This window comes from Nocardiopsis camelliae (assembly GCF_028993595.1).
Lineage (GTDB): Bacteria > Actinomycetota > Actinomycetes > Streptosporangiales > Streptosporangiaceae > Nocardiopsis > Nocardiopsis dassonvillei.
The window spans coordinates 4,638,625-4,658,360 of sequence record NZ_CP118614.1 but is presented as its reverse complement, the minus strand read 5'-3'; the positions used below and the strand labels follow the sequence as shown (position 1 = coordinate 4,658,360).

Annotated in this window: 18 protein-coding genes and 1 riboswitch; of the genes, 8 read left to right on the top strand and 10 right to left on the bottom strand. The window is 73.4% G+C overall.

Features of this window, described 5'->3' with window-relative positions; all coding sequences use genetic code 11:
* Positions 1-30: 30 nt before the first annotated feature.
* The 3 genes from PV789_RS20295 to thiO all read right to left on the bottom strand — a co-directional run bounded on the left by PV789_RS20295 (position 31) and on the right by thiO (position 2,200).
* A complete protein-coding gene (locus tag PV789_RS20295; RefSeq protein ID WP_274974088.1) occupies positions 31-789 on the bottom strand; it encodes a thiazole synthase in 759 nt (252 codons plus the stop codon).
* A gap of 2 nt (positions 790-791) precedes the next feature.
* A complete protein-coding gene (thiS, locus tag PV789_RS20290) occupies positions 792-998 on the bottom strand; it encodes a sulfur carrier protein ThiS (RefSeq protein ID WP_274974087.1) in 207 nt (68 codons plus the stop codon).
* A 5-nt stretch (positions 999-1,003) separates the two neighbouring features.
* Positions 1,004-2,200 carry a glycine oxidase ThiO gene (gene thiO, locus PV789_RS20285; RefSeq protein WP_274974086.1) on the bottom strand — a complete coding sequence of 399 codons (1,197 nt, stop codon included), beginning with the start codon at positions 2,198-2,200 and terminating at the stop codon, positions 1,004-1,006.
* A riboswitch (TPP riboswitch) is annotated at positions 2,169-2,280 on the bottom strand. (Overlaps the previous gene by 32 nt.)
* A gap of 82 nt (positions 2,281-2,362) precedes the next feature.
* On the opposite strand from thiO, the gene PV789_RS20280 reads away from it, so the two are divergent.
* Together PV789_RS20280 and thiE are read left to right on the top strand one after the other, a co-directional pair.
* Complete coding sequence (locus PV789_RS20280; RefSeq protein ID WP_019610781.1) at positions 2,363-2,716, top strand: Rv2175c family DNA-binding protein; 354 nt, start codon at positions 2,363-2,365, stop codon at positions 2,714-2,716.
* A gap of 107 nt (positions 2,717-2,823) precedes the next feature.
* Positions 2,824-3,492, top strand: a complete 669-nt coding sequence (gene thiE / locus PV789_RS20275) for a thiamine phosphate synthase (RefSeq protein WP_274974085.1) — start codon at positions 2,824-2,826, stop codon at positions 3,490-3,492.
* A 50-nt stretch (positions 3,493-3,542) separates the two neighbouring features.
* Here thiE and PV789_RS20270 read toward each other — a convergent pair whose 3' ends face one another.
* From PV789_RS20270 to PV789_RS20250, 5 genes are all read right to left on the bottom strand, one after another.
* Positions 3,543-4,547, bottom strand: coding sequence for a zinc-binding dehydrogenase (locus PV789_RS20270; protein ID WP_274974084.1), 1,005 nt, complete (start codon positions 4,545-4,547; stop codon positions 3,543-3,545).
* A gap of 150 nt (positions 4,548-4,697) precedes the next feature.
* Positions 4,698-5,588, bottom strand: a complete 891-nt coding sequence (locus tag PV789_RS20265) for an SDR family oxidoreductase (protein WP_274974083.1) — start codon at positions 5,586-5,588, stop codon at positions 4,698-4,700.
* 115 nt (positions 5,589-5,703) lie between these two features.
* Positions 5,704-7,032 carry a DUF418 domain-containing protein gene (locus tag PV789_RS20260; protein ID WP_274974082.1) on the bottom strand — a complete coding sequence of 443 codons (1,329 nt, stop codon included), beginning with the start codon at positions 7,030-7,032 and terminating at the stop codon, positions 5,704-5,706.
* Positions 7,033-7,147: 115 nt separating this feature from the next.
* Positions 7,148-8,230, bottom strand: a complete 1,083-nt coding sequence (locus PV789_RS20255; RefSeq protein WP_274974081.1) for a polyprenyl synthetase family protein — start codon at positions 8,228-8,230, stop codon at positions 7,148-7,150.
* Positions 8,231-8,240: 10 nt separating this feature from the next.
* Positions 8,241-9,080 (bottom strand): DUF817 domain-containing protein, encoded by an 840-nt coding sequence (locus PV789_RS20250; protein WP_274974080.1) that lies wholly within the window; start codon positions 9,078-9,080, stop codon positions 8,241-8,243.
* Between the two features lie 129 nt (positions 9,081-9,209).
* On the opposite strand from PV789_RS20250, the gene metF reads away from it, so the two are divergent.
* On the top strand, positions 9,210-10,139 hold the full coding sequence (gene metF / locus PV789_RS20245; RefSeq protein WP_274978193.1) for a methylenetetrahydrofolate reductase [NAD(P)H]: 930 nt from the start codon (positions 9,210-9,212) through the stop codon (positions 10,137-10,139).
* On the opposite strand, the gene PV789_RS20240 is transcribed toward metF, so the two are convergent.
* A complete protein-coding gene (locus PV789_RS20240; protein WP_274974079.1) occupies positions 10,051-10,665 on the bottom strand; it encodes a GNAT family N-acetyltransferase in 615 nt (204 codons plus the stop codon). The genes metF and PV789_RS20240 overlap by 89 nt on opposite strands.
* A gap of 340 nt (positions 10,666-11,005) precedes the next feature.
* Positions 11,006-11,500 carry a transcriptional regulator BldD gene (bldD, locus tag PV789_RS20235; protein WP_013154123.1) on the bottom strand — a complete coding sequence of 165 codons (495 nt, stop codon included), beginning with the start codon at positions 11,498-11,500 and terminating at the stop codon, positions 11,006-11,008.
* Between the two features lie 499 nt (positions 11,501-11,999).
* Here bldD and pyrR point away from each other — a divergent pair, with 499 nt between their 5' ends.
* The 5 genes from pyrR (at position 12,000) to carB (ending at position 19,497) form a co-directional block, all read left to right on the top strand.
* On the top strand, positions 12,000-12,629 hold the full coding sequence (pyrR, locus tag PV789_RS20230) for a bifunctional pyr operon transcriptional regulator/uracil phosphoribosyltransferase PyrR (protein ID WP_274974078.1): 630 nt from the start codon (positions 12,000-12,002) through the stop codon (positions 12,627-12,629).
* The gene (locus PV789_RS20225) at positions 12,629-13,537 is read left to right on the top strand and encodes an aspartate carbamoyltransferase catalytic subunit (protein WP_274974077.1); all 909 of its coding nucleotides are present in this window, start codon (positions 12,629-12,631) and stop codon (positions 13,535-13,537) included. The genes pyrR and PV789_RS20225 overlap by 1 nt, the downstream gene beginning before the upstream one ends.
* Positions 13,538-13,686: 149 nt before the next feature.
* The gene (locus PV789_RS20220; protein ID WP_274974076.1) at positions 13,687-14,988 is read left to right on the top strand and encodes a dihydroorotase; all 1,302 of its coding nucleotides are present in this window, start codon (positions 13,687-13,689) and stop codon (positions 14,986-14,988) included.
* A gap of 53 nt (positions 14,989-15,041) precedes the next feature.
* Positions 15,042-16,178, top strand: coding sequence for a glutamine-hydrolyzing carbamoyl-phosphate synthase small subunit (carA, locus tag PV789_RS20215; RefSeq protein WP_274978192.1), 1,137 nt, complete (start codon positions 15,042-15,044; stop codon positions 16,176-16,178).
* Positions 16,179-16,194: 16 nt separating this feature from the next.
* Complete coding sequence (gene carB / locus PV789_RS20210) at positions 16,195-19,497, top strand: carbamoyl-phosphate synthase large subunit (RefSeq protein WP_274974075.1); 3,303 nt, start codon at positions 16,195-16,197, stop codon at positions 19,495-19,497.
* Positions 19,498-19,736 lie beyond the last annotated feature (239 nt).

Here is a 19,736-nt window from a genome sequence, read left to right as displayed (position 1 = left end):
GGGCCGGGGCGGGGCGCGGGGCCCGGTGGCCTAACTCACGGAGGGCGAGGAGGCCTGGGCGTAGCGCCGCACGGGGATGCGGCCGGCCAGGCGCGCGCCGCGGCCCGCGCGTACGGCGTCGCGCATCGCGGCGGCCATGCGCACCGGGTCCTGGGCGCGGGTCACGGCCGTGGCCAGCAGGACCGCGTCGCAGCCCAGCTCCATGGCCAGTGCGGCGTCGCTGGCGGTGCCGATCCCCGCGTCCACGATGACCGGCACACCGGCCTGCTCGACGATCAGCTCCAGGTTGTGCGGGTTGCGGATGCCCAGCCCGGAGCCGATCGGGGCGGCCAGGGGCATCACCGCGGCGCAGCCCACCTGCTCCAGGCGCCGGGCCAGCACGGGGTCGTCGTTGGTGTAGGGCAGCACGGTGAAGCCCTCGTCCACCAGCTGTTCGGCGGCCTCCAGCAGCTCGACGGGGTCGGGCAGCAGCGTGTGCTCGTCCGCGACCACCTCCAGCTTGACCCAGTCGGTCTCCAGCGCCTCGCGGCCCAGGCGCGCGGTGCGCACCGCGTCGACGGCGGTGAAGCACCCGGCGGTGTTGGGCAGCGCCCGGATGCTGTTGCGGGTCAGGACGTCCCACACCGACCCCCGCGTGCCGGGGGAGACCCGGCGCATCGCCACGGTGGTCAGCTCGGTGCCGGAGGCGATCAGGGCCTCCTCCAGGACCTCCAGGGAGGGGGCTCCGCCGGTTCCGGTGATGAGCCGGGACCCGAAGGAGGTTCCCGCGATCACGAGGTCGTCGTTCATCCTCAGCCTCCCTGCACCGCGGTGAGGACGTCCACGCGGTCGCCCTGGTTGAGCGGGCTCGCGGCCCACGCGGTCCGGCGCACCACCTCGTCGTTGACGGCCACGGCGACACCGCCGGGGGCCTCGGCGCCGGTCAGGTCGCGCACGACCGCTTCCACGGTCGTCTCGTCGGCGAACTCGCGGCGGTCGCCGTTGATGATCAGTTCCACTGCTACTACCTACTTGCGCGTCGTGCCGTGAAACGGCGGGCGTACTCGGGCAGGTCTCCGTCGGTCAGGGCCCGGGCCATGGCCTCACCGGTCACCGGGGTCAGCAGGACCCCGTGCCGGAAGTGCCCGGCGGCCAGGTGCAGCCCCGGGACCCGGGTGGGTCCCAGGAGGGGTTCGTTGTCGGGGGAGCCGGGGCGCAGCCCGACGCAGGTCTCGGTGACCTCCAGCTCGCTCACCCCGGGGACGAGTTCGCGCGCGTCCCTCAGCACCTGCCAGAGCCCCCCGGCGGTGAGCGAGGTGTCGTGGCCCAGCTCCTCCTGGGTGGCGCCGATGACGACCTCGCCGTCGGCGCGCGGCACCAGGTAGGTCGGGAATCCCCGGACCAGGCCGCGGACGGTCCGGCCGACGAGCGGCGGTTCCCCGTCGGGCACCCGGGCGCGCAGCAGTTGCCCCTTGACCGGGCGCAGCGGCGGGACCACGGGTTCGGGGACCGCGACGCCGTTGCCCCAGCAGCCCGCGGCCAGCACCACCTGGTGCGCGGGCAGGGTCTGGCCCGCCGCGGCCTCCCCGGTCAGGCGCACGCCCAGCCGGGCGCCCCCGGGGCCGGGGGAGAGGACCTCCCCGACCAGCCCGCGGACCTCGGTCACGCCCGCGCGCCCGCCCGCCGCGGCCAGGGCGCGCAGCAGCCGCCGCGGGTCCACGGAGTGGTCGTCGGGGGCCAGGACGCCGCCGCGCACGGACGGGGCGAGCATGGGCTCCAGGCGGCGGCACTCGCGGCCGGTCAGGCGCTCGGCTGCGATGCCCAGCCTCCGCTGGAGCGCGTGCAGTTCGGTGAGGACGGCCAGGTCGTCGCGGTCGAAGGCGACCAGCAGCGTGCCGGTGGCGCGGTGGCCCACGTCCAGGCCGCTGGCCTCCTCCAGTTCGGCGACGAAGTCCGCGTACATGCGGGCCGAGCGGATGCCCAGCTCCATGAGGGGCTCCTCGCCGAACGCCGCCTCGGTGGCGGGGGTCAGCATGCCCGCGGCCACGGTGGAGGCCGCGCGGGCGGGGTCGGACTCGACCAGGGTGACGCTCAGTCCGCGTTGGGCGGCCCGCCAGGCGGTGACCCGCCCGACCAGGCCGCCGCCGACCACGACGACGCGGTCGCGGTGGAAATCGTCGGAGGTGCGCACGGCTGTGGCTTCCACTCCCTTCGCCGGCATGATCCGGATCAGGTTCGTGCGGTCGGAGGCTCACAGCCTCCCTCTCAGCCGGGTCCCACCCGGCTCCCGCGGGATGTAGGGGTCTGTCCCCATTCTAGGACCCGTGGCCGACGTGCGCCGTGCCGGGGGGAAGGAGGTGCGCGGATGTGGCAGATTGGTGGTGTGACACAACGCGACATCGACACGCTGATCGGCGACTGGCTGACACTCAAGGAGGCCGCCGCTCCGCTGGGCGTGAGCCCGAACCGGATCAAGACGCTGATCCGCGAGAACCGCATGATGGGTGTGGTCCGCGACGGCGAACTCTCCATTCCCGCGGCCTTCATCGACGGCGACGACCTGGTCAAGGGTCTGCCGGGGACGCTGCTGCTGCTCACCGACGCGGGCTTCTCCTCCGAGGAGGCCCTGCGCTGGCTGTTCACCCCCGACGACTCCCTGCCGGGCACGCCGATCCAGGCCATGCGCGAGAACCGGGGCACCGAGGTGCGCCGCCGGGCCCAGAGCCTGGCCTTCTAGTCCGCGGCCCCACGGGCCCGTTCGCGACCCGTGGGGGAGAGGGGAGGGGCGCGCCGCCGCGCTCCTCCCCCTTGGGTCCGAACGCGCCAGGGCCTAGGGTGGAGCGTGTGAGGACCAGCCACGGAACCAGCCTGCGCAAGCGCCTGGACGCATCGCTTCTGTACCTGTGCACCGACGCCCGGACCAGCCGGGGAGACCTGGCCGAGTTCGCCGACGCGGCCCTTGCCGGGGGAGTGGACATCATCCAGCTCCGGGACAAGGGCCTGGAGGCGCGCGAGGAGATCGCGGCCCTGGAGGTGATGAAGGAGGCGTGCGAGCGGTACGGCGCCCTGCTTGCGGTCAACGACCGCGCCGACATCGCCCGCGCCGTGCGCGCCGACGTCCTCCACCTGGGCCAGCGGGACCTGCCCGTGCCCATGGCCCGCGACATCATCGGCGCCGACCCCCTGATCGGCCGCTCCAACAACGACGTCGCCGCCGCGGCCGCCTCCGCCGAGGAGCCCGGCAGCGACTACTTCTGCGTCGGACCGACTTGGGCGACCCCCACCAAGCCGGGCCGCCCGGCCGCCGGGCTGGAGCTGGTGGAGGAGGCGGCCGCGCTGGGCACCGACCGCCCCTGGTTCGCCATCGGCGGGATCGACGCCGACAACATCGACCGCGTGCTGGACGCCGGGGCCCGCCGGGTCGTGGTCGTGCGCGCGATCACGGAGGCGGAGGACCCCCGGGCCGCCGCCGCCGCTCTGCGCCAGCGCCTGGCGGCCCGCGCCGGGGGCTGACCGGCGCCCGGAGCCGCCTCCGGCGTCCGAGCGGTCAGCGCCGCCCGGTTCTAGGGGACCAGCAGGACCTTGCCGAGCACCGTGCGCCCCTCCAGGGCGGCGTGCGCCTCGGCGGCCCGCTCCAACGGCAGGGTCAGGCCCACGTGCGGGGTGATCCTGCCCATACGGGCCATCTCCAGCACCAGCCGCAGGGCGTCCCGCCGGTCGTCCCCGGCCTGTTTGAGGTCGGACAGCCCCAGGACCCCGATCCCGCGGCTCGCGGCCTCCCGCGCGTCCACCTCCGTGAAGCTTCCGCCCGCCGAGCCGTAGCCGACGAACCGGCCGCCGTCGGCCAGGGTCGCGAAGGCCGCCGCGCCCAGCGCGCCCCCGGCGCCGTCCAGGACCACGTCGACCCCGGCGCCGCCGGTCAGTGCGCGCACCCCCTCCGGCCAGTCCGGCTCGGAGTAGTCCACGGTCTCCTGCGCGCCCAGTTCGCGGACCAGGGCCAGTTTGGCCCCGCCCCCGGCCGCGCCGATGACCCGTGCCCCGGCCCTGCGGGCCAACTGGACGGCCAGGGTGCCCGCCCCTCCGGCGGCCGCGGCGACCAGGACCGTGGTGCTGGGCCCGAAGCCCGCCGCCCGCTCGAGCGCCAGCGCGGTCGGCCCGTCGTGCAGCAGGGCCAGCGCCGCCCGGGGGTCCACCTCCTCGGGCACCCTGACCAGAGCCGACTCCGGGACCACGGCCCGCTCGGCGTAACCGTCCACGGGCAGGGCGGGTCTTCCCGGCGTTCCGTCCGTGTGCCCGGTGTCGGCGACCACCGCGACCCCCTCCCAGCCCGGGTCCACGCCCGGGCCGATCCGGACCACCCGCCCTGCCACGCCCGCGCCGGGGACGTAGGGGGGAGTCACGGGGAAGTGGTCCAGTCCCCAGCCGCCGCGGACCAGGGTGTCCAGGTACATCACGTTCGCCGCGGCGACCTCCACCAGCGCCTGCCCCGGTCCCGCCTCGGGCTCGGGCACGTCCCGGACCACCAGGACCTCCGGGCCGCCGAACTCACGGACCTGTACCGCTCGCATGTCGCTCTCCCTCGGTGCGCACCGCCTGTCTCCGACACCGCTCAGCCTCTTACCTCAATATTTGTTGAGGTCAAGGGCCGGGTGTCGGGGGAGATCCACGGCACAGGGGGCCGCCCCGCGCGGGCGTACGGCGCGGAGGGCGGGCCGCGGTCAGACCGCGACGTGCGACAGCGCGCTGGGGTGGCGCCGCAGGAAGCCCTCGATGGACTGGGCGGGATGGCCGGTCAGGTCGGGGACGGCGGGCGAGACCACGTCGAGCTCCCCTGCGGCGATCGCGGCGTAGGAGGTCACCCAGCCCTCGACCGCCCAGTCGGGGGCGCCGCCGCGGCGCGACTCCAGCGCCTCCTCCCGCGTCTGGGGCACGTAGTGCACCGAGCGCCCGGTGAGCACGCTCAGCCTCTCCGCCGTCGCGCCCAGGGACAGCGCCTCCGGGCCGGTGACGTCGTGGCTGGTGTCGTGCGAGGCGCGCGCGGCCGCGGGGTCGGTCAGCACGGCCGCGGCCACGTCCGCCACGTCGTCGCGCGAGACCCACGCGATCCGGCCGTCACCGGCCGGGCCCCGCACCGCACCCCCGCCGTCCACCCAGTCGGGCAGCAGGTCCAGGTACAGGCTGGGTCTGAGGAAGGTGTAGCGCACCCCCGTGGACCGGATGTGCGCCTCGGTGAAGAAGTGCGTGCGCGCGAACGTGAAGGTGGAGGCCGGGCCCGCGCGCAGGAAGGACAGGTAGACGATCCAGGACACCCCTGCCTTGACCGCGGCGTCCACCGCGCTCACGTGGACGTCGATCCGGTCCTCGGACTCGGTGGCCGAGACCAGGAACAGCGTGTCCACCCCCCGGCACGCCCGCTCGAAGCCCGTGGAGTCCTCGTAGGCCGCCATCGCCGCGCTGCTGCCGGGGTACTCGGGAGCGCGGTTGATGTCGCGTACGATGAGCCGCTGGGGCCTGCCCAGCCGCGCGATCCGCGCGGCGACCCGCCCGCCCAGCGCCCCCGTCGCCCCCGTCACCCCTATGGTGTGGTTTGTCGTGTGATCGTCGCCCATGACACCCCATCCTGCGTTACGAGGGCGTGCCGGACGCTGAGCGGCACGCGCCTTTTTGCGCCGCGGGGCCGGGTGTGGCGAGGTCGGCACTCCCCGCGCTCCGGGGCCGCCGGGGTCAGGGCGCGGGACGCCCGCCGTCCGCCGGGCCCCGGGCCGGTCCGTGTCCGACCGCCGTCCGACCCGACGCGTTCCCGGGCTCCTCCGCCTGCCGGGCGCCCCGCGCGACCGGGCGGCGGTAGGCCAGGCGGCGCAGCAGCGCCTCGGCCGGTCCGCGCCTGCCCGCGCGCTCCAGGGCGTAGGACGCCGCCACCGTCACCAGCCACACGCCCACCGCGAACAGGGCCATCGACCACGAGGCGAGTTCGCCGCCCAGCCCCAGGCCCCAGGCCGCCAGGATCGGTGCGCACAGCACCGACTGGGCCAGGTAGGCCGACAGCGAGCGCTTGCCGGTCGCCGACAGCGCGCCGACCACCGCGCCCGGCGCGCGACCGCGCCCCCGGATCCGGTGCGCCGTCAGCGCGATCAGCGCCACGTAGCCCAGGCCGCCGGCCAGCCCGGTCACCATGTGCGGCATGGCCAGCATGCCCGCCTGTGCCGGGGACAGGTCCCAGACCCCGATCTGGGCCAGGGCCATGGGCAGCCCGCCCAGCCAGCCCACGCCGACGCCCAGGGCCGCGGTCCAGCGCAGCAGGCCCAGGTGCGCGCCCGGCTCCTCGAGGATCCTGCGGCGCGCGGCCCAGTAGCCGAGCAGGATCGCCGCGGGCACGACCATGCCCAGCAGTCCCTGGCCCAGCGTGACCAGCGGCCAGGCCACGACGCGGCCCAGCGCGGCGCCCAGGATCGAGGCGTCGCCGATGTTGGCGGCCGTCTGGTCCATGCCGAACGCGGCGGAGGAGGGGGCGTCCGCGGGCATGAAGGCCAGGCCCAGCAGGCTGAACGCCGCGAGCAGGGCGGCCAGACCGGTGAACACCCCCGCCCACACCAGCAGCGTGGCGTCCCTGCGCCGCAGGAACAGCCAGCCCAGGAGCAGCCCGGCCAGGCCGTAGGCGCCCAGGATGTCGCCCATCCACAGCAGCAGGGCGTGGACGAAGCCGAACGCGAGCAGCCACAGGTTGCGGCGGCGCAGCAGCGCGTTCACTTCCCGCGCGGACGAGCCCGCCGCCTCCTGGCGCCGGGCCAGCTGCACCATGCCGTACCCGAACAGGAAGGCGAACATCGGATAGCTGCGCATGTCCACCGCCATGACGATGGCGAACTGCGCGATCCGGTCCAGCGCGCCGCCGGGCTCCGGGTGGACGCCGCCCCCGCTGGACGGGAGCGCCCACAGGTACCAGGCCGTGTTGGCGAGCGCGATGAACAGGAGCATGAACCCGCGCGCCAGGTCCGGCGCGAGGGCTCTCTCGCCCGCGCCGACCGGACCGCGGGAAACGGTGTGCCCAGACATGGGAGACTCCCCGATTTCGCGATATGTCGTGTCAGCGATTCAACCGGAGCGGGCGGACGGGCACAACAGGCCCCGGGCGGGCGCGGACCCGGGAAAGTCCCCTAGGGAAGCACCCTCAGGAGGAGCGCGAGGTGGCGGCCACGACCAGCTGGCGCAGCGGCTCGCGGGCGGATTCGTCCAGCTCGGGGCTGTCCAGGGCCGCGACGGCCCGGTCGGCGTACTCCGCGATCATCTCCTCGCACACGGCCAGCGCGCCCGAGCCCTCGATCAGGGAGCACATCCACTCCACCGAGGACACCGACAGGTCCGGCGCCCCCAGCAGCGAGCGGAACCGCTCGGCGTCGGCCGCCCCGGCGCGCGCCAGGGTCTCGGCCACCACCAGCGTCCGCTTGCCCTCGCGCAGGTCGTCCCCGGCGGGCTTGCCGGTGGTGGACGGGTCGCCGAACACGCCCAGCACGTCGTCGCGCAACTGGAAGGCGATCCCCAGCGGGATGCCGTAGCCGGTGTAGACCCCGGCCAGCTCCTCGTGGCGGCCCGCCAGCGCCGCGCCCAGGTGCAGCGGGCGCTCCACCGTGTACTTGGCGGACTTGTAGCGCATCACGCGCAGCGCCGCCTCGCGTGTACCGGTGCCCCGCACCTGCTCCAGGGTGTCCAGGTACTGCCCGGCCATGACCTCGGTGCGCATCGCGTCGAAGGGGCGCCGCCCCCGGCCCAGCACCTCCGTCGGGAAGCCGCTGGCCTGGTACATCTCGTCCGACCAGGCCAGGCACAGGTCGCCGATCAGGATGGCCGCGCCCTGGCCGAAGCCCTCGCTGTCGCCGCTCCACCCCTGGTCGGCGTGCAGCTTGGCCAGCCGCTTGTGCGTAGCGGGCAGACCGCGCCGGGTGTCGCTGTTGTCGATCACGTCGTCGTGGACGAGCGCGCACGCCTGGAGGAACTCCAGGGAGGCCGCCGCCCGCACCACGCGCTCGTCGTCGGCCGCGCCGCCCGCGCCCCGCCACCCCCAGTAGCAGAAGGTCGGCCGCAGGCGCTTGCCGCCGGAGACCATCGTCTCCAGCGCGTCCATGGCCGGAGCCAGATCCTCCCCGATCTCCATCAGCTGGGCCCTGTGGTCGGCGCAGAAGGAGGTCAGTTCGCGGTCCACGCCGGAGCGGACAGCGAAGACGGCGGAGGCGGACGGGGAAGAGGAAGGCACCATGAACCGCAGGTTATCGGCTGTCGGACGCGGCCCGGTCCGGTTCCGCCCGTCCGGGCCGCTTCCAACTGGCCACCAGCACGAACGACACCGTCACCAGCAGCGCCCACGCGCCCAGCTTGGCCGGGTGCACCAGCGCCCACACCTGCTCCTGGTGCGGGTAGCGCCAGGCGTCCAGCAGGGTCGAGACGTTCTCCGCGATCCACAGGAACACCCCGATGAGCAGGAACGATAGCGACAGCGGCATCCGCAGGCGCTGCGCGCCCACGGTGAAGCGAACCCACGTGCCCCACGTCACCGCCACCAGCAGCACCGCCAAGGGCACCCGCAGGTCCGGCAGCCAGTGGTGGGTGAGGAAGTTGAGGTAGACCGCGACCGCGACCGCGGTGGTCGCCGCGGCGCGGTAGCGCACCAGCTCCAGGTCCAGCAGCCGCCAGGCGCGCACGATGTAGGAGCCCACCGCCGCGTACATGAACCCGCTGTAGAGCGGTACGCCCCACACCACGGTCCAGGCGGGCTCGGGGTAGGACCACGAGCCCATCCGCACCTTGAACAGCTCGAAGGCCAGCCCCACCACGTGGAAGCCGGCGATCGCGGCGATCTCCCGGCCGCTCTCCAGGCGCAGGCCCCAGAACAGGGCGGTGAGCGCCACGGCGTAGACGAGCAGGGCGTCGTAGCGGGGCAGGGGCAGCGGCACCACCGCCGAGAGCGCGAACCCGGCGAACATGCACACCGCGAACGCGCAGGCCCGGGCCTGGAGCCAGCCGAAGCGCAGCAGCTGGGAGGCCCAGAACAGCGGACGCGACCCGGGTCCGGGAACAGGGACGGTGGAAGGGGGAGGTGGAGGGGTCATGCCGTATCCTCGCACGTCGTGCCGCACGGGAGTGGCGCGTGCCACGGGTCTCACAGGGTGGGACGGCTCCTCCGCCGCGGGGGTCTCTGACCTAAGCTGGTGCGCATGCTGGCTGCACCGACACTTCCTGTGGCGCCCCGAGGCCCGGCCCCCAGGCCGCGTCACATCCGCGAACTCCTCGACGCGGGCGAGCCGATGTTCTCCTTCGAGTTCTTCCCGCCCCGCACGCCCCAGGCGCAGGAGCGCCTGTGGCGCGCGATCAGGGAGATCGAGGCCCTCGGCCCCGCCTTCGTCTCGGTCACCTACGGCGCGGGCGGCAGCACGCGCGGGCTGACCGTGGAGACCACCGAGCGCATCGCGACCGACACCACACTGCTGCCGGTCGCGCACATGACCCTGGTCGACCACTCCGTGGCGGAGCTGCGCCACCTCGTCGGCCGCCTCGCCGACGCGGGCGTGTCCAACATGCTCGCCGTGCGGGGCGACCCGCCCGGCGACCCGGACGGGGAGTGGATCCGCCACCCCCAGGGGCTGACCTACGCCGAGGAGCTGGTGCGCCTGATCAAGGACAGCGGCGACTTCTGCGTGGGCGTGGCCGCCTTCCCCTACAAGCACCCGCGTTCGGACGACGTCGAGACCGACACCGACCACTTCGTGCGCAAGTGCGAGGCGGGCGCCGACTACGCCATCACCCAGATGTTCTTCGACCCCGAGGACTACCTGCGCCTGCGCGACCGGGTGGCCGCGCGCGGCTGCGAGGTGCCGATCATCCCCGAGGTCTTCCCGGTGGTGCGCACCTCGTTCATCCCGCGCTCGGAGCAGCTCTCCGGCGCCCCCTTCCCGGCCGACCTGGCCGAGAGGTTCGCCTCCTTCGGCGACGACGCCGAGTCCGTGCGGGCCTTCGGCATCGAGCACGCCCAGCGCATGTGCGAGCGGCTGCTGGCCGAGGGCGCGCCGGGCATCCACTTCATCACCTCGAACCGGTCCACGGCCACCAGGCAGATCTACCGGGAGATCTCCGGTCACCGGAGCCCGTCAGAGGGAGCCGGGCGGCCATGATCGAGAAGGGCTGACCGGGGCTGCCGGGGAAGCGGAAGTCCTCCAGCACCTCGGTGAACCCGCACGAGCGGTACAGGTGGCGCGCCGCGGAGGGTCCCGAACGCGTGGACAGCACCGCGGTGCGCTCCGGCCTGTCCCGGCACAGGGCGTGGAGCAGGGCGCGGCCCACGCCCCGGTTCTGCGCGTCCGGGTGGACGTGCACCTCGGCGACCTCCAGCGCGTCGGACAGGCAGCGGCGCGCCCGGCGGGCCCCGGCGCCCGCGCGCAGCCCCTCCGCCACCGTGTCGTGCCACCACTGGCCGCCGCGTCCGTGGAAGCCGTAGGCGAAGCCGACCGGGAGGCCGCCGCGCACGGCCACCACCGCGCGAAAGCCCGGGTTGCGGGCGTGGCCCCTCATGACGGAAGCGCGCCCGGGCAACTGCTCCGCGGGCGGGCGCATGGCGGCCTCGTACACCTGGAGCAGCGCGGGGACGGCGTGCGTGAAGGCGGGCGGGCCCAGCTCGCGCAACTCGGTATCGGCTGCCACGGGCCAAGGGTAGTTCCCCGGACCTTCCGCGGTCCTGCGGATTCCGCGCGGGCGGGGTGCGCGCGGCGCCGGGCGGGGTCCTTGACGGGCCCGGCGGCCTGGGGTTAACTGGATCGTGTCGAACAGGAGTTCGACACACCCCGTCGGACCCCCTCCGGCGGGAGGGCGGCGCGGCCGGGTTGGGGAGGGGAAGCCCCACGTCCGGCCGCGCCGCTCCGGCCCCGTCCGCCGGCCAGTCCCCGGCCGGTGGACACGACGAGAACCGGCGCCCCCGTCGGGGCCGCCGGTTCTCGTCGAGCGGGTGCGAATCTGTTCGGTTGTCCCGGTGTTCGGGTACCGGTCAGAAGGCGTCGACCGCGCGGCGCGCCTCGGGGTCGAGGACGCCCCAGTTGATGAGCTCCTCGGTCAGGTCCCCGGGCGACTTGTCGTAGATGACCGCGAGTGAGCGCAGGTCCTCCTGGCGGATGGAGAGCACCCGCCCGTTGTAGTCACCCCGCTGGCTCTGGATCGTGGCGACGTAGCGGGACAGCGGCCCGGCCTTCTCCTGCGGCAGCTGCTGCATGCGCTCCAGGTCGATGACCAGCTTGGGCGTGGGGCCCAGCGGGGTGGGAGCCGCGCCGCCCGGCAGCAGCTCCGACATCGGCACGCCGTAGAAGTCCGCCAGCTCGGCGAGCTTCTGGACGGTGACGGCGCGGTCGCCGCGCTCGTAGGAGCCCACCACGACGGCCTTCCAGCGGCCGTGGGACTTCTCTTCCACCCCGTGCAGGGACAGGCCCTGCTGGGTGCGGATGGCACGCAGTCGCGCACCGAGGGACTTCGCGTATTCGGATGGCATCTTCTTGTCGCTCCCGGCCGTGACAGTGGCTGGCGTGGTGGGGGGACGTCCGCTCGTACTCGGCGGGCCGCCTGGGCGGTCCAGCGGATGGTCACGGGATGCAACCCCACCCGGCAGTGGTTACAGACAGTGACGGTAAGGGGGTCTGCCTTCCAGGTCAAGCCGTTGGTGTGAAACGCGACTAATCGGTGGCCAAACCGTGCGTAAGTGAGACACCTCTCATGTCAGGACCGATCAGGACGAGTCGTACGTCACGATGGCATGAAAAGCCCGTTCCTCCTGGGTATTTCAGGTTTCGGCCCCTTCGTTGCCGTATCCACTGGGTGACGACATGACCACATTTCAGGGGGTACATGTTCGCTTGTGGTGTGACCAGAGTCACATTGGTGACCTCGGGTCATCGACCGCCTCGCGGGGGTCGCGAGCGCCGCTGGTAGCGTGGCTCCGATCGACATCCTTTAACGACCTGTTCAGTGAGGCAGGGAAGGGAGTCACTACTTTGCGTGCGCAAAAACCGACGACCGGTGACGCCGGTGGCGGTTCCCCCGCACCCGAGGTGCCCGAGGGCACCCGCGCCGTCCTCGACGGCAGCGAGATCAACCGGGCGCTGACCCGCATCGCCCACGAGGTGCTCGAACGCACCAAGGGGGGCCGGGGCGTCACCCTCCTGGGCATCCCCTCGCGCGGTGTCCCGCTCGCCCAGCGCCTGGCAGGGCGCATCGAACGGGTTGAGGACCTCACCGTCCCCGCCGGCTCGCTCGACATCACCATGTACCGCGACGACCTGCGCTCCGCCCCCGTCCGCGCCCTCGGCCGGACCGAGATCCCCCGGGGCGGACTCGACGACCGCGTCGTCGTCCTCGTCGACGACGTCCTCTTCTCCGGCCGCACCGTCCGCGCCGCCCTGGACGCCCTCGGCGACCTGGGGCGCCCCCGCGCCGTCCAGCTCGCCGTCCTGGTCGACCGGGGCCACCGCGAACTGCCCATCCGCGCCGACTACGTGGGCAAGAACCTGCCCACCTCGCTGCGCGAGAGCGTCACCGTGCGCCTGGAGGAGACCGACGGACACGACGCGGTGCTGCTCGGCCCGTCCCGCCCCCGCCCAGGAGCCACCGAGGGGAACGACTGATGCGCCACCTTCTCTCCGCCGGCGACCTCTCCCGCGACGAGGCCACCCTCGTCCTGGACACCGCCGCCGAACTCGCCCAGGTCGGCGACCGCTCCGTCAAGAAGCTGCCCACCCTGCGCGGGCGCACCGTGGTCAACCTCTTCTACGAGGACTCCACCCGCACCCGCACCTCCTTCGAGCTGGCCGCCAAGCGCCTTTCCGCGGACGTCATCAACTTCTCCGCCAAGGGCTCCAGCGTCTCCAAGGGCGAGAGCCTCAAGGACACCGCGCTGACCCTCCAGGCCATGGGCGCCGACGGCGTCGTCATCCGGCACAGCGCCTCCGGCGCCGCCCACCGCCTCGCCAACTGGGTGGACGGGTCCGTCCTCAACGCGGGCGACGGCACCCACGAACACCCCACCCAGGCCCTGCTGGACGCCTTCACCGTGCGCTCGCGCCTGGGGCGCCTGGAGGGGCTGCGGGTGGCCGTCGTCGGCGACATCCTGCACAGCCGGGTCGCCCGCTCCAACGTGCTGCTGCTCACCACCCTGGGCGCGCACGTCACCCTGGTCGCGCCGCCCACCCTGCTGCCGGTCTCGGTGCACACCTGGCCGTGCGAGGTCTCCTACGACCTCGACGACGTCCTGCCCAAGTCCGACGTCGTCATGATGCTGCGCGTACAGGCCGAGCGCATGCACGAGTCGTTCTTCCCGTCCACGCGCGAGTACAGCCGCAACTACGGCCTGGACGGCGAGCGCCTGTCCCGCATGCCCGAGGACGCGATCGTCATGCACCCCGGCCCGATGGTCCGCGGCATGGAGATCTCCGCGGAGGTCGCCGACTCGCCCCGCTGCACCGTCACCGAGCAGGTCGCCAACGGCGTCAGCCTGCGCATGGCCGTGCTCTACCTGCTGCTCGGCGGCTCCTGACAGCCCTGCCGCGGGCCCCCTCGGCCCGTACCACCGCACCTGAGGGACGCGAGGCCCCCGCCACGGGCCCGGGCGCCCGGCCCACCGGCGCGCCCCGGCGCCCCGCGCCGCCCCTCCCCGACCCAGAACACGAGGAAGCCAACACCGCGATGCCCGACACCCACGGACCGCACCTGATCCGCGGCGCCCGCCCCCTCGGCGGCGACCCCGTCGACCTGCTCCTGGCCGACGGCCGGATCGCCGCGACCGGCCGGGACCTGGACGCCCCCGAGGACGCCCGGACCGTCGACGCCACCGGCCTGATCGCCCTGCCCGGCCTGGTGGACCTGCACACCCACCTGCGCGAGCCCGGCCGCGAGGACGCCGAGACCGTCGCCACCGGATCCCGCTCCGCCGCCATGGGCGGCTACACCGCCGTCCACGCCATGGCCAACACCGACCCCGTCGCCGACACCGCCGGCGTCGTCGAACAGGTCTGGCGCCTGGGCCGCGAGGCCGGGTACTGCGACGTGCGCCCCGTCGGCGCCGTCACCGTCGGCCTGGCCGGGGAGCGCCTCTCCGAGATCGGCGCGATGGCCGACTCCGCCGCCGGCGTGCGCGTCTTCTCCGACGACGGCATCTGCGTCTCCGACGCCCTGCTCATGCGCCGCGCCCTGGAGTACGTCAAGGCCTTCGACGGCGTCATCGCCCAGCACGCCCAGGAGCCGCGCCTGACCCAGGGCGCCCAGATGAACGAGGGCTGCGTCTCCGACCGCCTCGGCCTGCCCGGCTGGCCCGCGGTCGCCGAGGAGGCGATCATCGCCCGCGACTGCCTGCTCGCCCAGCACGTGGGCTCGCGCCTGCACGTGTGCCACGTCTCGACCAAGGGCTCGGTCGACATCATCCGCTGGGCCAAGGCCCGCGGCTGCGACGTCACCGCCGAGGTCACACCCCACCACCTCCTGCTGACAGAGGAGCTGGTGGAGGGCTACGATCCCGTCTACAAGGTCAACCCGCCCCTGCGCACCGCCGACGACGTCCAGGCGCTGCGCGAGGGCCTGGCCGACGGCACGATCGACATCGTCGCCACCGACCACGCCCCCCACCCCGCGGAGGCCAAGGAGACCGAGTGGTCCACCGCCGCCATGGGAATGGTCGGACTGGAGACGGCGTTGGCGGTCGTGCAGCGCACGATGGTCGACACCGGTCTGCTGACCTGGGCCGGCGTCGCCGACCGCATGTCCGCGGCGCCGGCCCGCATCGGCCGCGTCCACGACCACGGGCGTGACCTGGCGGTCGGCCAGCCCGCCAACGTGGTCCTGTACGACCCGGCCGCCGCCGTCGACGTGGACGGCGCGGCCATGGTCAGCAAGAGCGGCAACACCCCCTTCCGGGGCATGACCCTGCCCGGCCGGGTGCGCGCCACGTTCCTGCGCGGCGCCCCGACCGTCCTGGAGGGGAAGATCCAGTGAGCACAGAACAGAACACCCGGGCCGCCGACGGCCCGGCGGAGGAGGGGGCGAACGTGTCCGAGAGCGGACCCGCGATTCTGGTACTCGAGGACGGCCGGGTCTTCCACGGCCGATCCTTCGGCGCCACCGGGGAGACCTTCGGCGAGGCGGTCTTCAACACCGGCATGACCGGCTACCAGGAGACCCTCACCGACCCCTCCTACCACCGCCAGATCGTGGTGATGACCGCCCCCCACATCGGCAACACCGGCGTCAACGACGACGACCCCGAGTCCGGCCGCGTCTGGGTCGCCGGGTACGTCGTGCGCGAGCCCGCCCGCATCACCTCCAACTGGCGGGCCGAGCGCACCCTGGACGAGGAGCTGCGCCGCCAGGGCGTGGTCGGCATCGCCCTCACCGGCACCCGCGCCCTCACCCGCCACCTGCGCGACAAGGGCGTCATGCGCGCCGCCATCAGCACCACCGAGACCGACCCGGGGGCCCTGCTGGAGCGCGTGCGCCAGCAGCCCGCCATGGCCGGGGCCGACCTGGCCGCCGAGGTCAGCACCGGCGAGCCCTACGAGGTCCTGCCGCCCGAGGGCGTCCCCGCCCGCTTCCACGTCGCCGCCGTGGACCTGGGCATCAAGGCCATGACCCCCCAGCGCCTGGCCGAGCGGGGCTGCCGGGTCACCGTGCTGCCCGCCACCGCCACCGCCGAGGACATCCTCGCCCTGGACCCGGACGGGGTGTTCTTCAGCAACGGCCCCGGCGACCCCGCCACCGCCGACGCGCCCGTCACCGCCATGCGCGGCGTCCTGGACGCGGGCAGGCCGCTCTTCGGCATCTGCTTCGGCAACCAGATCCTGGGCCGCGCCCTGGACCTGGGCACCTACAAGCTGCCCTTCGGGCACCGGGGCGTCAACCAGCCGGTGATCGACACCCGCTCCGGCAGGGTCGCCATCACCAGCCAGAACCACGGCTTCGCCGTCGACGCCCCCCTCGACGAGCCCTTCGACACCCCCTACGGCCGGGCCGAGGTCAGCCACATCGGCCTCAACGACCGCGTCGTCGAGGGCCTGCGGCTGCTGGACCGCCCCGCGTTCAGCGTCCAGTTCCACCCGGAGGCCGCCGCCGGCCCCCACGACGCCGCCGAACTCTTCGACGCGTTCGTCGACCTGATGTCCGCCCAGCCCGCTCCGGCTGCCAAGTAGCAAGAGGAAGCAGAGCATGCCGCGCCGTAGTGACCTTTCATCCGTCCTCGTGATCGGCTCCGGCCCGATCGTGATCGGACAGGCGGCCGAGTTCGACTACTCGGGCACCCAGGCCTGCCGGGTTCTGCGGGCCGAGGGCCTGCGGGTCATCCTGGTCAACTCCAACCCGGCCACGATCATGACCGACCCGGAGATCGCCGACGCCACCTACGTCGAGCCGATCACCACCGAGATGATCGAGAAGATCATCGCCAAGGAGCGCCCCGACGCGCTCCTGCCCACCCTGGGCGGGCAGACCGCCCTCAACGCCGCCGTCGCCCTGGACGAGGCGGGCGTCCTCGCCAAGTACGGCGTCGAGCTCATCGGCGCCAACATCGAGGCCATCCAGTCCGGCGAGGACCGCGAGAGCTTCAAGGGCATCGTCGAGCGCATCGGCGGCGAGTCCGCCCGCTCGCGCATCTGCCACACCCTGGAGGAGTGCCTGGCCGCGGCCGAGGAGCTCTCCTACCCCGTCGTCGTGCGCCCCTCCTTCACCATGGGCGGCGCCGGCTCGGGCTTCGCCCACGACGCGGCCGAGCTGCGCCGCATCGCCGGACAGGGCCTGGCGCTCTCCCCGACCACCGAGGTGCTCCTGGAGGAGTCCATCCTCGGCTGGAAGGAGTACGAGCTGGAGCTGATGCGCGACACCAACGACAACGTCGTGGTCGTGTGCTCCATCGAGAACCTCGACCCCATGGGCGTGCACACCGGCGACTCCATCACCGTCGCCCCCGCCATGACCCTCACCGACCGCGAGTACCAGAAGCTGCGCGACATCGGCATCGCCGTCATCCGCGAGGTCGGCGTGGACACCGGCGGCTGCAACATCCAGTTCGCCGTCCACCCCACCACCGGCCGGGTCATCGTCATCGAGATGAACCCGCGCGTGTCGCGCTCATCGGCGCTGGCCTCCAAGGCCACCGGCTTCCCGATCGCCAAGATCGCCGCCAAGCTCGCCGTCGGCTACACCCTGGACGAGATCCCCAACGACATCACCCGGGAGACCCCGGCCAGCTTCGAGCCCACGCTCGACTACGTCGTCGTCAAGGTGCCCCGCTTCGCCTTCGAGAAGTTCCCCGGCGCCGACCCCGGCCTGACCACCACCATGAAGTCGGTGGGCGAGGCCATGGCCATCGGCCGCTCCTTCCCCGAGGCCCTCCAGAAGGCCATGCGCTCCCTGGAGAAGAAGGGCGTCGGCCTGACCTGGGAGGGTGAGCCCGGCGACAAGGACGAGCTGCTGCGCCTGGCCGCCACCCCCACCGAGCACCGCCTGCGCCAGGTCCAGCAGGCCCTGCGCGCCGGGGCCACCGTCGAGGAGGTCCACGAGGCCACCCGCATCGACCCCTGGTTCGTGGACCAGATGCTGCGCCTGGAGGAGGCGGCCCGCGTCCTGGCCGAGGCCCCCAAGCTCGACGCCGACCTGCTGCGCGAGGTCAAGGGGCTGGGCTTCTCCGACCTCCAGATCGGCCAGATCACCGGCCGCAGCGAGGACGTGGTCCGCGAGCTGCGCCACGCCCTGGGCGTCCACCCCGTCTACCTGACCGTGGACACCTGCGCCGCCGAGTTCGAGGCCCGCACGCCCTACCTGTACTCCAGCTACGACGAGGAGACCGAGGTCCCCACGGGCGACCGGCCCAAGATCATCATCCTGGGGTCGGGGCCCAACCGGATCGGCCAGGGCGTGGAGTTCGACTACTCCTGCGTCCACGCCTCCTTCGCCCTCTCCGACGCCGGGTACGAGACCGCGATGGTCAACTGCAACCCCGAGACGGTCTCCACCGACTACGACACCAGCGACCGGCTCTACTTCGAGCCGCTCACCCTGGAGGACGTGCTGGAGGTCGTGCGCGCCGAGCAGGCCGCCGGACCGGTCGTCGGGGTCATCGTCCAGCTGGGCGGCCAGACCCCGCTCGGCCTGGCCCGCCGCCTCAAGGACGCCGGGGTGCCCATCATCGGCACCAGCCCCGAGGCCATCGACCTGGCCGAGGACCGCGGAGCGTTCGGCAAGGTCCTGGCCGACGCCGGGCTGCCCGCGCCCAAGTACGGCACCGCCCACTCCTTCGCCGAGGCCAAGGCCGCCGCGGACGAGATCGGCTACCCCGTCATGGTCCGCCCCTCCTACGTGCTGGGCGGCCGCGGCATGGAGATCGTCTACAGCGAGACGATGCTCGCCGACTACATCGAGCGCAACGCCGAGGTCAGCCCCGAGCACCCGGTGCTCATCGACCGCTTCCTCGACGACGCCATCGAGATCGACGTCGACGCCCTCTACGACGGTCGCGACCTGTACCTGGGCGGGGTCATGGAGCACATCGAGGAGGCCGGTATCCACTCCGGTGACTCGGCGTGCACCCTGCCCTCCATCACCCTGGGCCGCGAGGACATCGAGCGCATCCGCTACTCGACCGAGGCCATCGCCCGAGGCACGGGCGTGCGCGGGCTGATCAACGTCCAGTACGCGCTCGCCTCCGGCGTGCTCAACGTCCTGGAGGCCAACCCGCGCGCCTCGCGCACCGTGCCGTTCGTGTCCAAGGCCACCGCGGTGCCGCTGGCCAAGGCTGCCGCCCGCGTCATGGCCGGGGCCACCATCGCCGAACTGCGCGAGGAGGGCATGCTGCCCGCGCACGGCGACGGCGGCGACCTGCCCGCGGACGCCCCGGTGTCGGTGAAGGAGGCGGTGCTGCCCTTCAACCGCTTCATCGACAAGGAGGGCGAGGGGGTCGACACCATCCTCGGCCCCGAGATGCGCTCCACCGGCGAGGTCATGGGCCTGGACACCGAGTTCGGCTCCGCCTACGCCAAGTCGCAGCTGGCCCTCAACGACTCCCTGCCCGAGCGGGGCCGGGTGTTCGTCTCGGTGGCCAACCGCGACAAGCGCTCGATGATCTTCCCGGTCAAGCGCCTGGCCGACCTCGGCTTCGAGATCCTGGCCACCGAGGGCACCGCCGTGGTCCTGCGCCGCAACGGCGTGCACGCCACCGTGGTGCGCAAGCACAGCGAGGGCAGCGGCCCGGCGGGCGAGCCCACCATCGTGCAGCTCATCCACTCGGGGGGCGTGGACCTCATCGTCAACACGCCCTTCGGCAGCGCGGGGCAGGCCGGACCGCGCCTGGACGGCTACGAGATCCGCACCGCCGCGGTGGTGCGCCGCGTGCCCAGCGTGACCACCGTGCAGGGCCTGGCCGCCGCGGTCCAGGCCATCGAGGCGCGGGTGCGCGGCGACCTCGGCGTGCGCTCCCTCCAGGAGCACGCGAGCACCCTCACCGCCAGCCGGGCCTAGGCTGTTCAACTTTGGGCCTCCGCTCCGCCCGCCCGTCGCCCGCCACCGCCCGCGGGGGTGCTTCGCGCCGGGCGGGCTACCGCCCTCAACGGACGCTACGCGCAGTACTTTCCTTGTTCGGGCGCCCGAAGAGCGGGAACCGGGTTGTAGCAGGCACGGTGGTGTCTCCGGCGGGTTCGCTCATTCCTCGCGAACCCGCCTCCGCCACATCCAGAACCCCGCGGGCGCCCGAACCAACA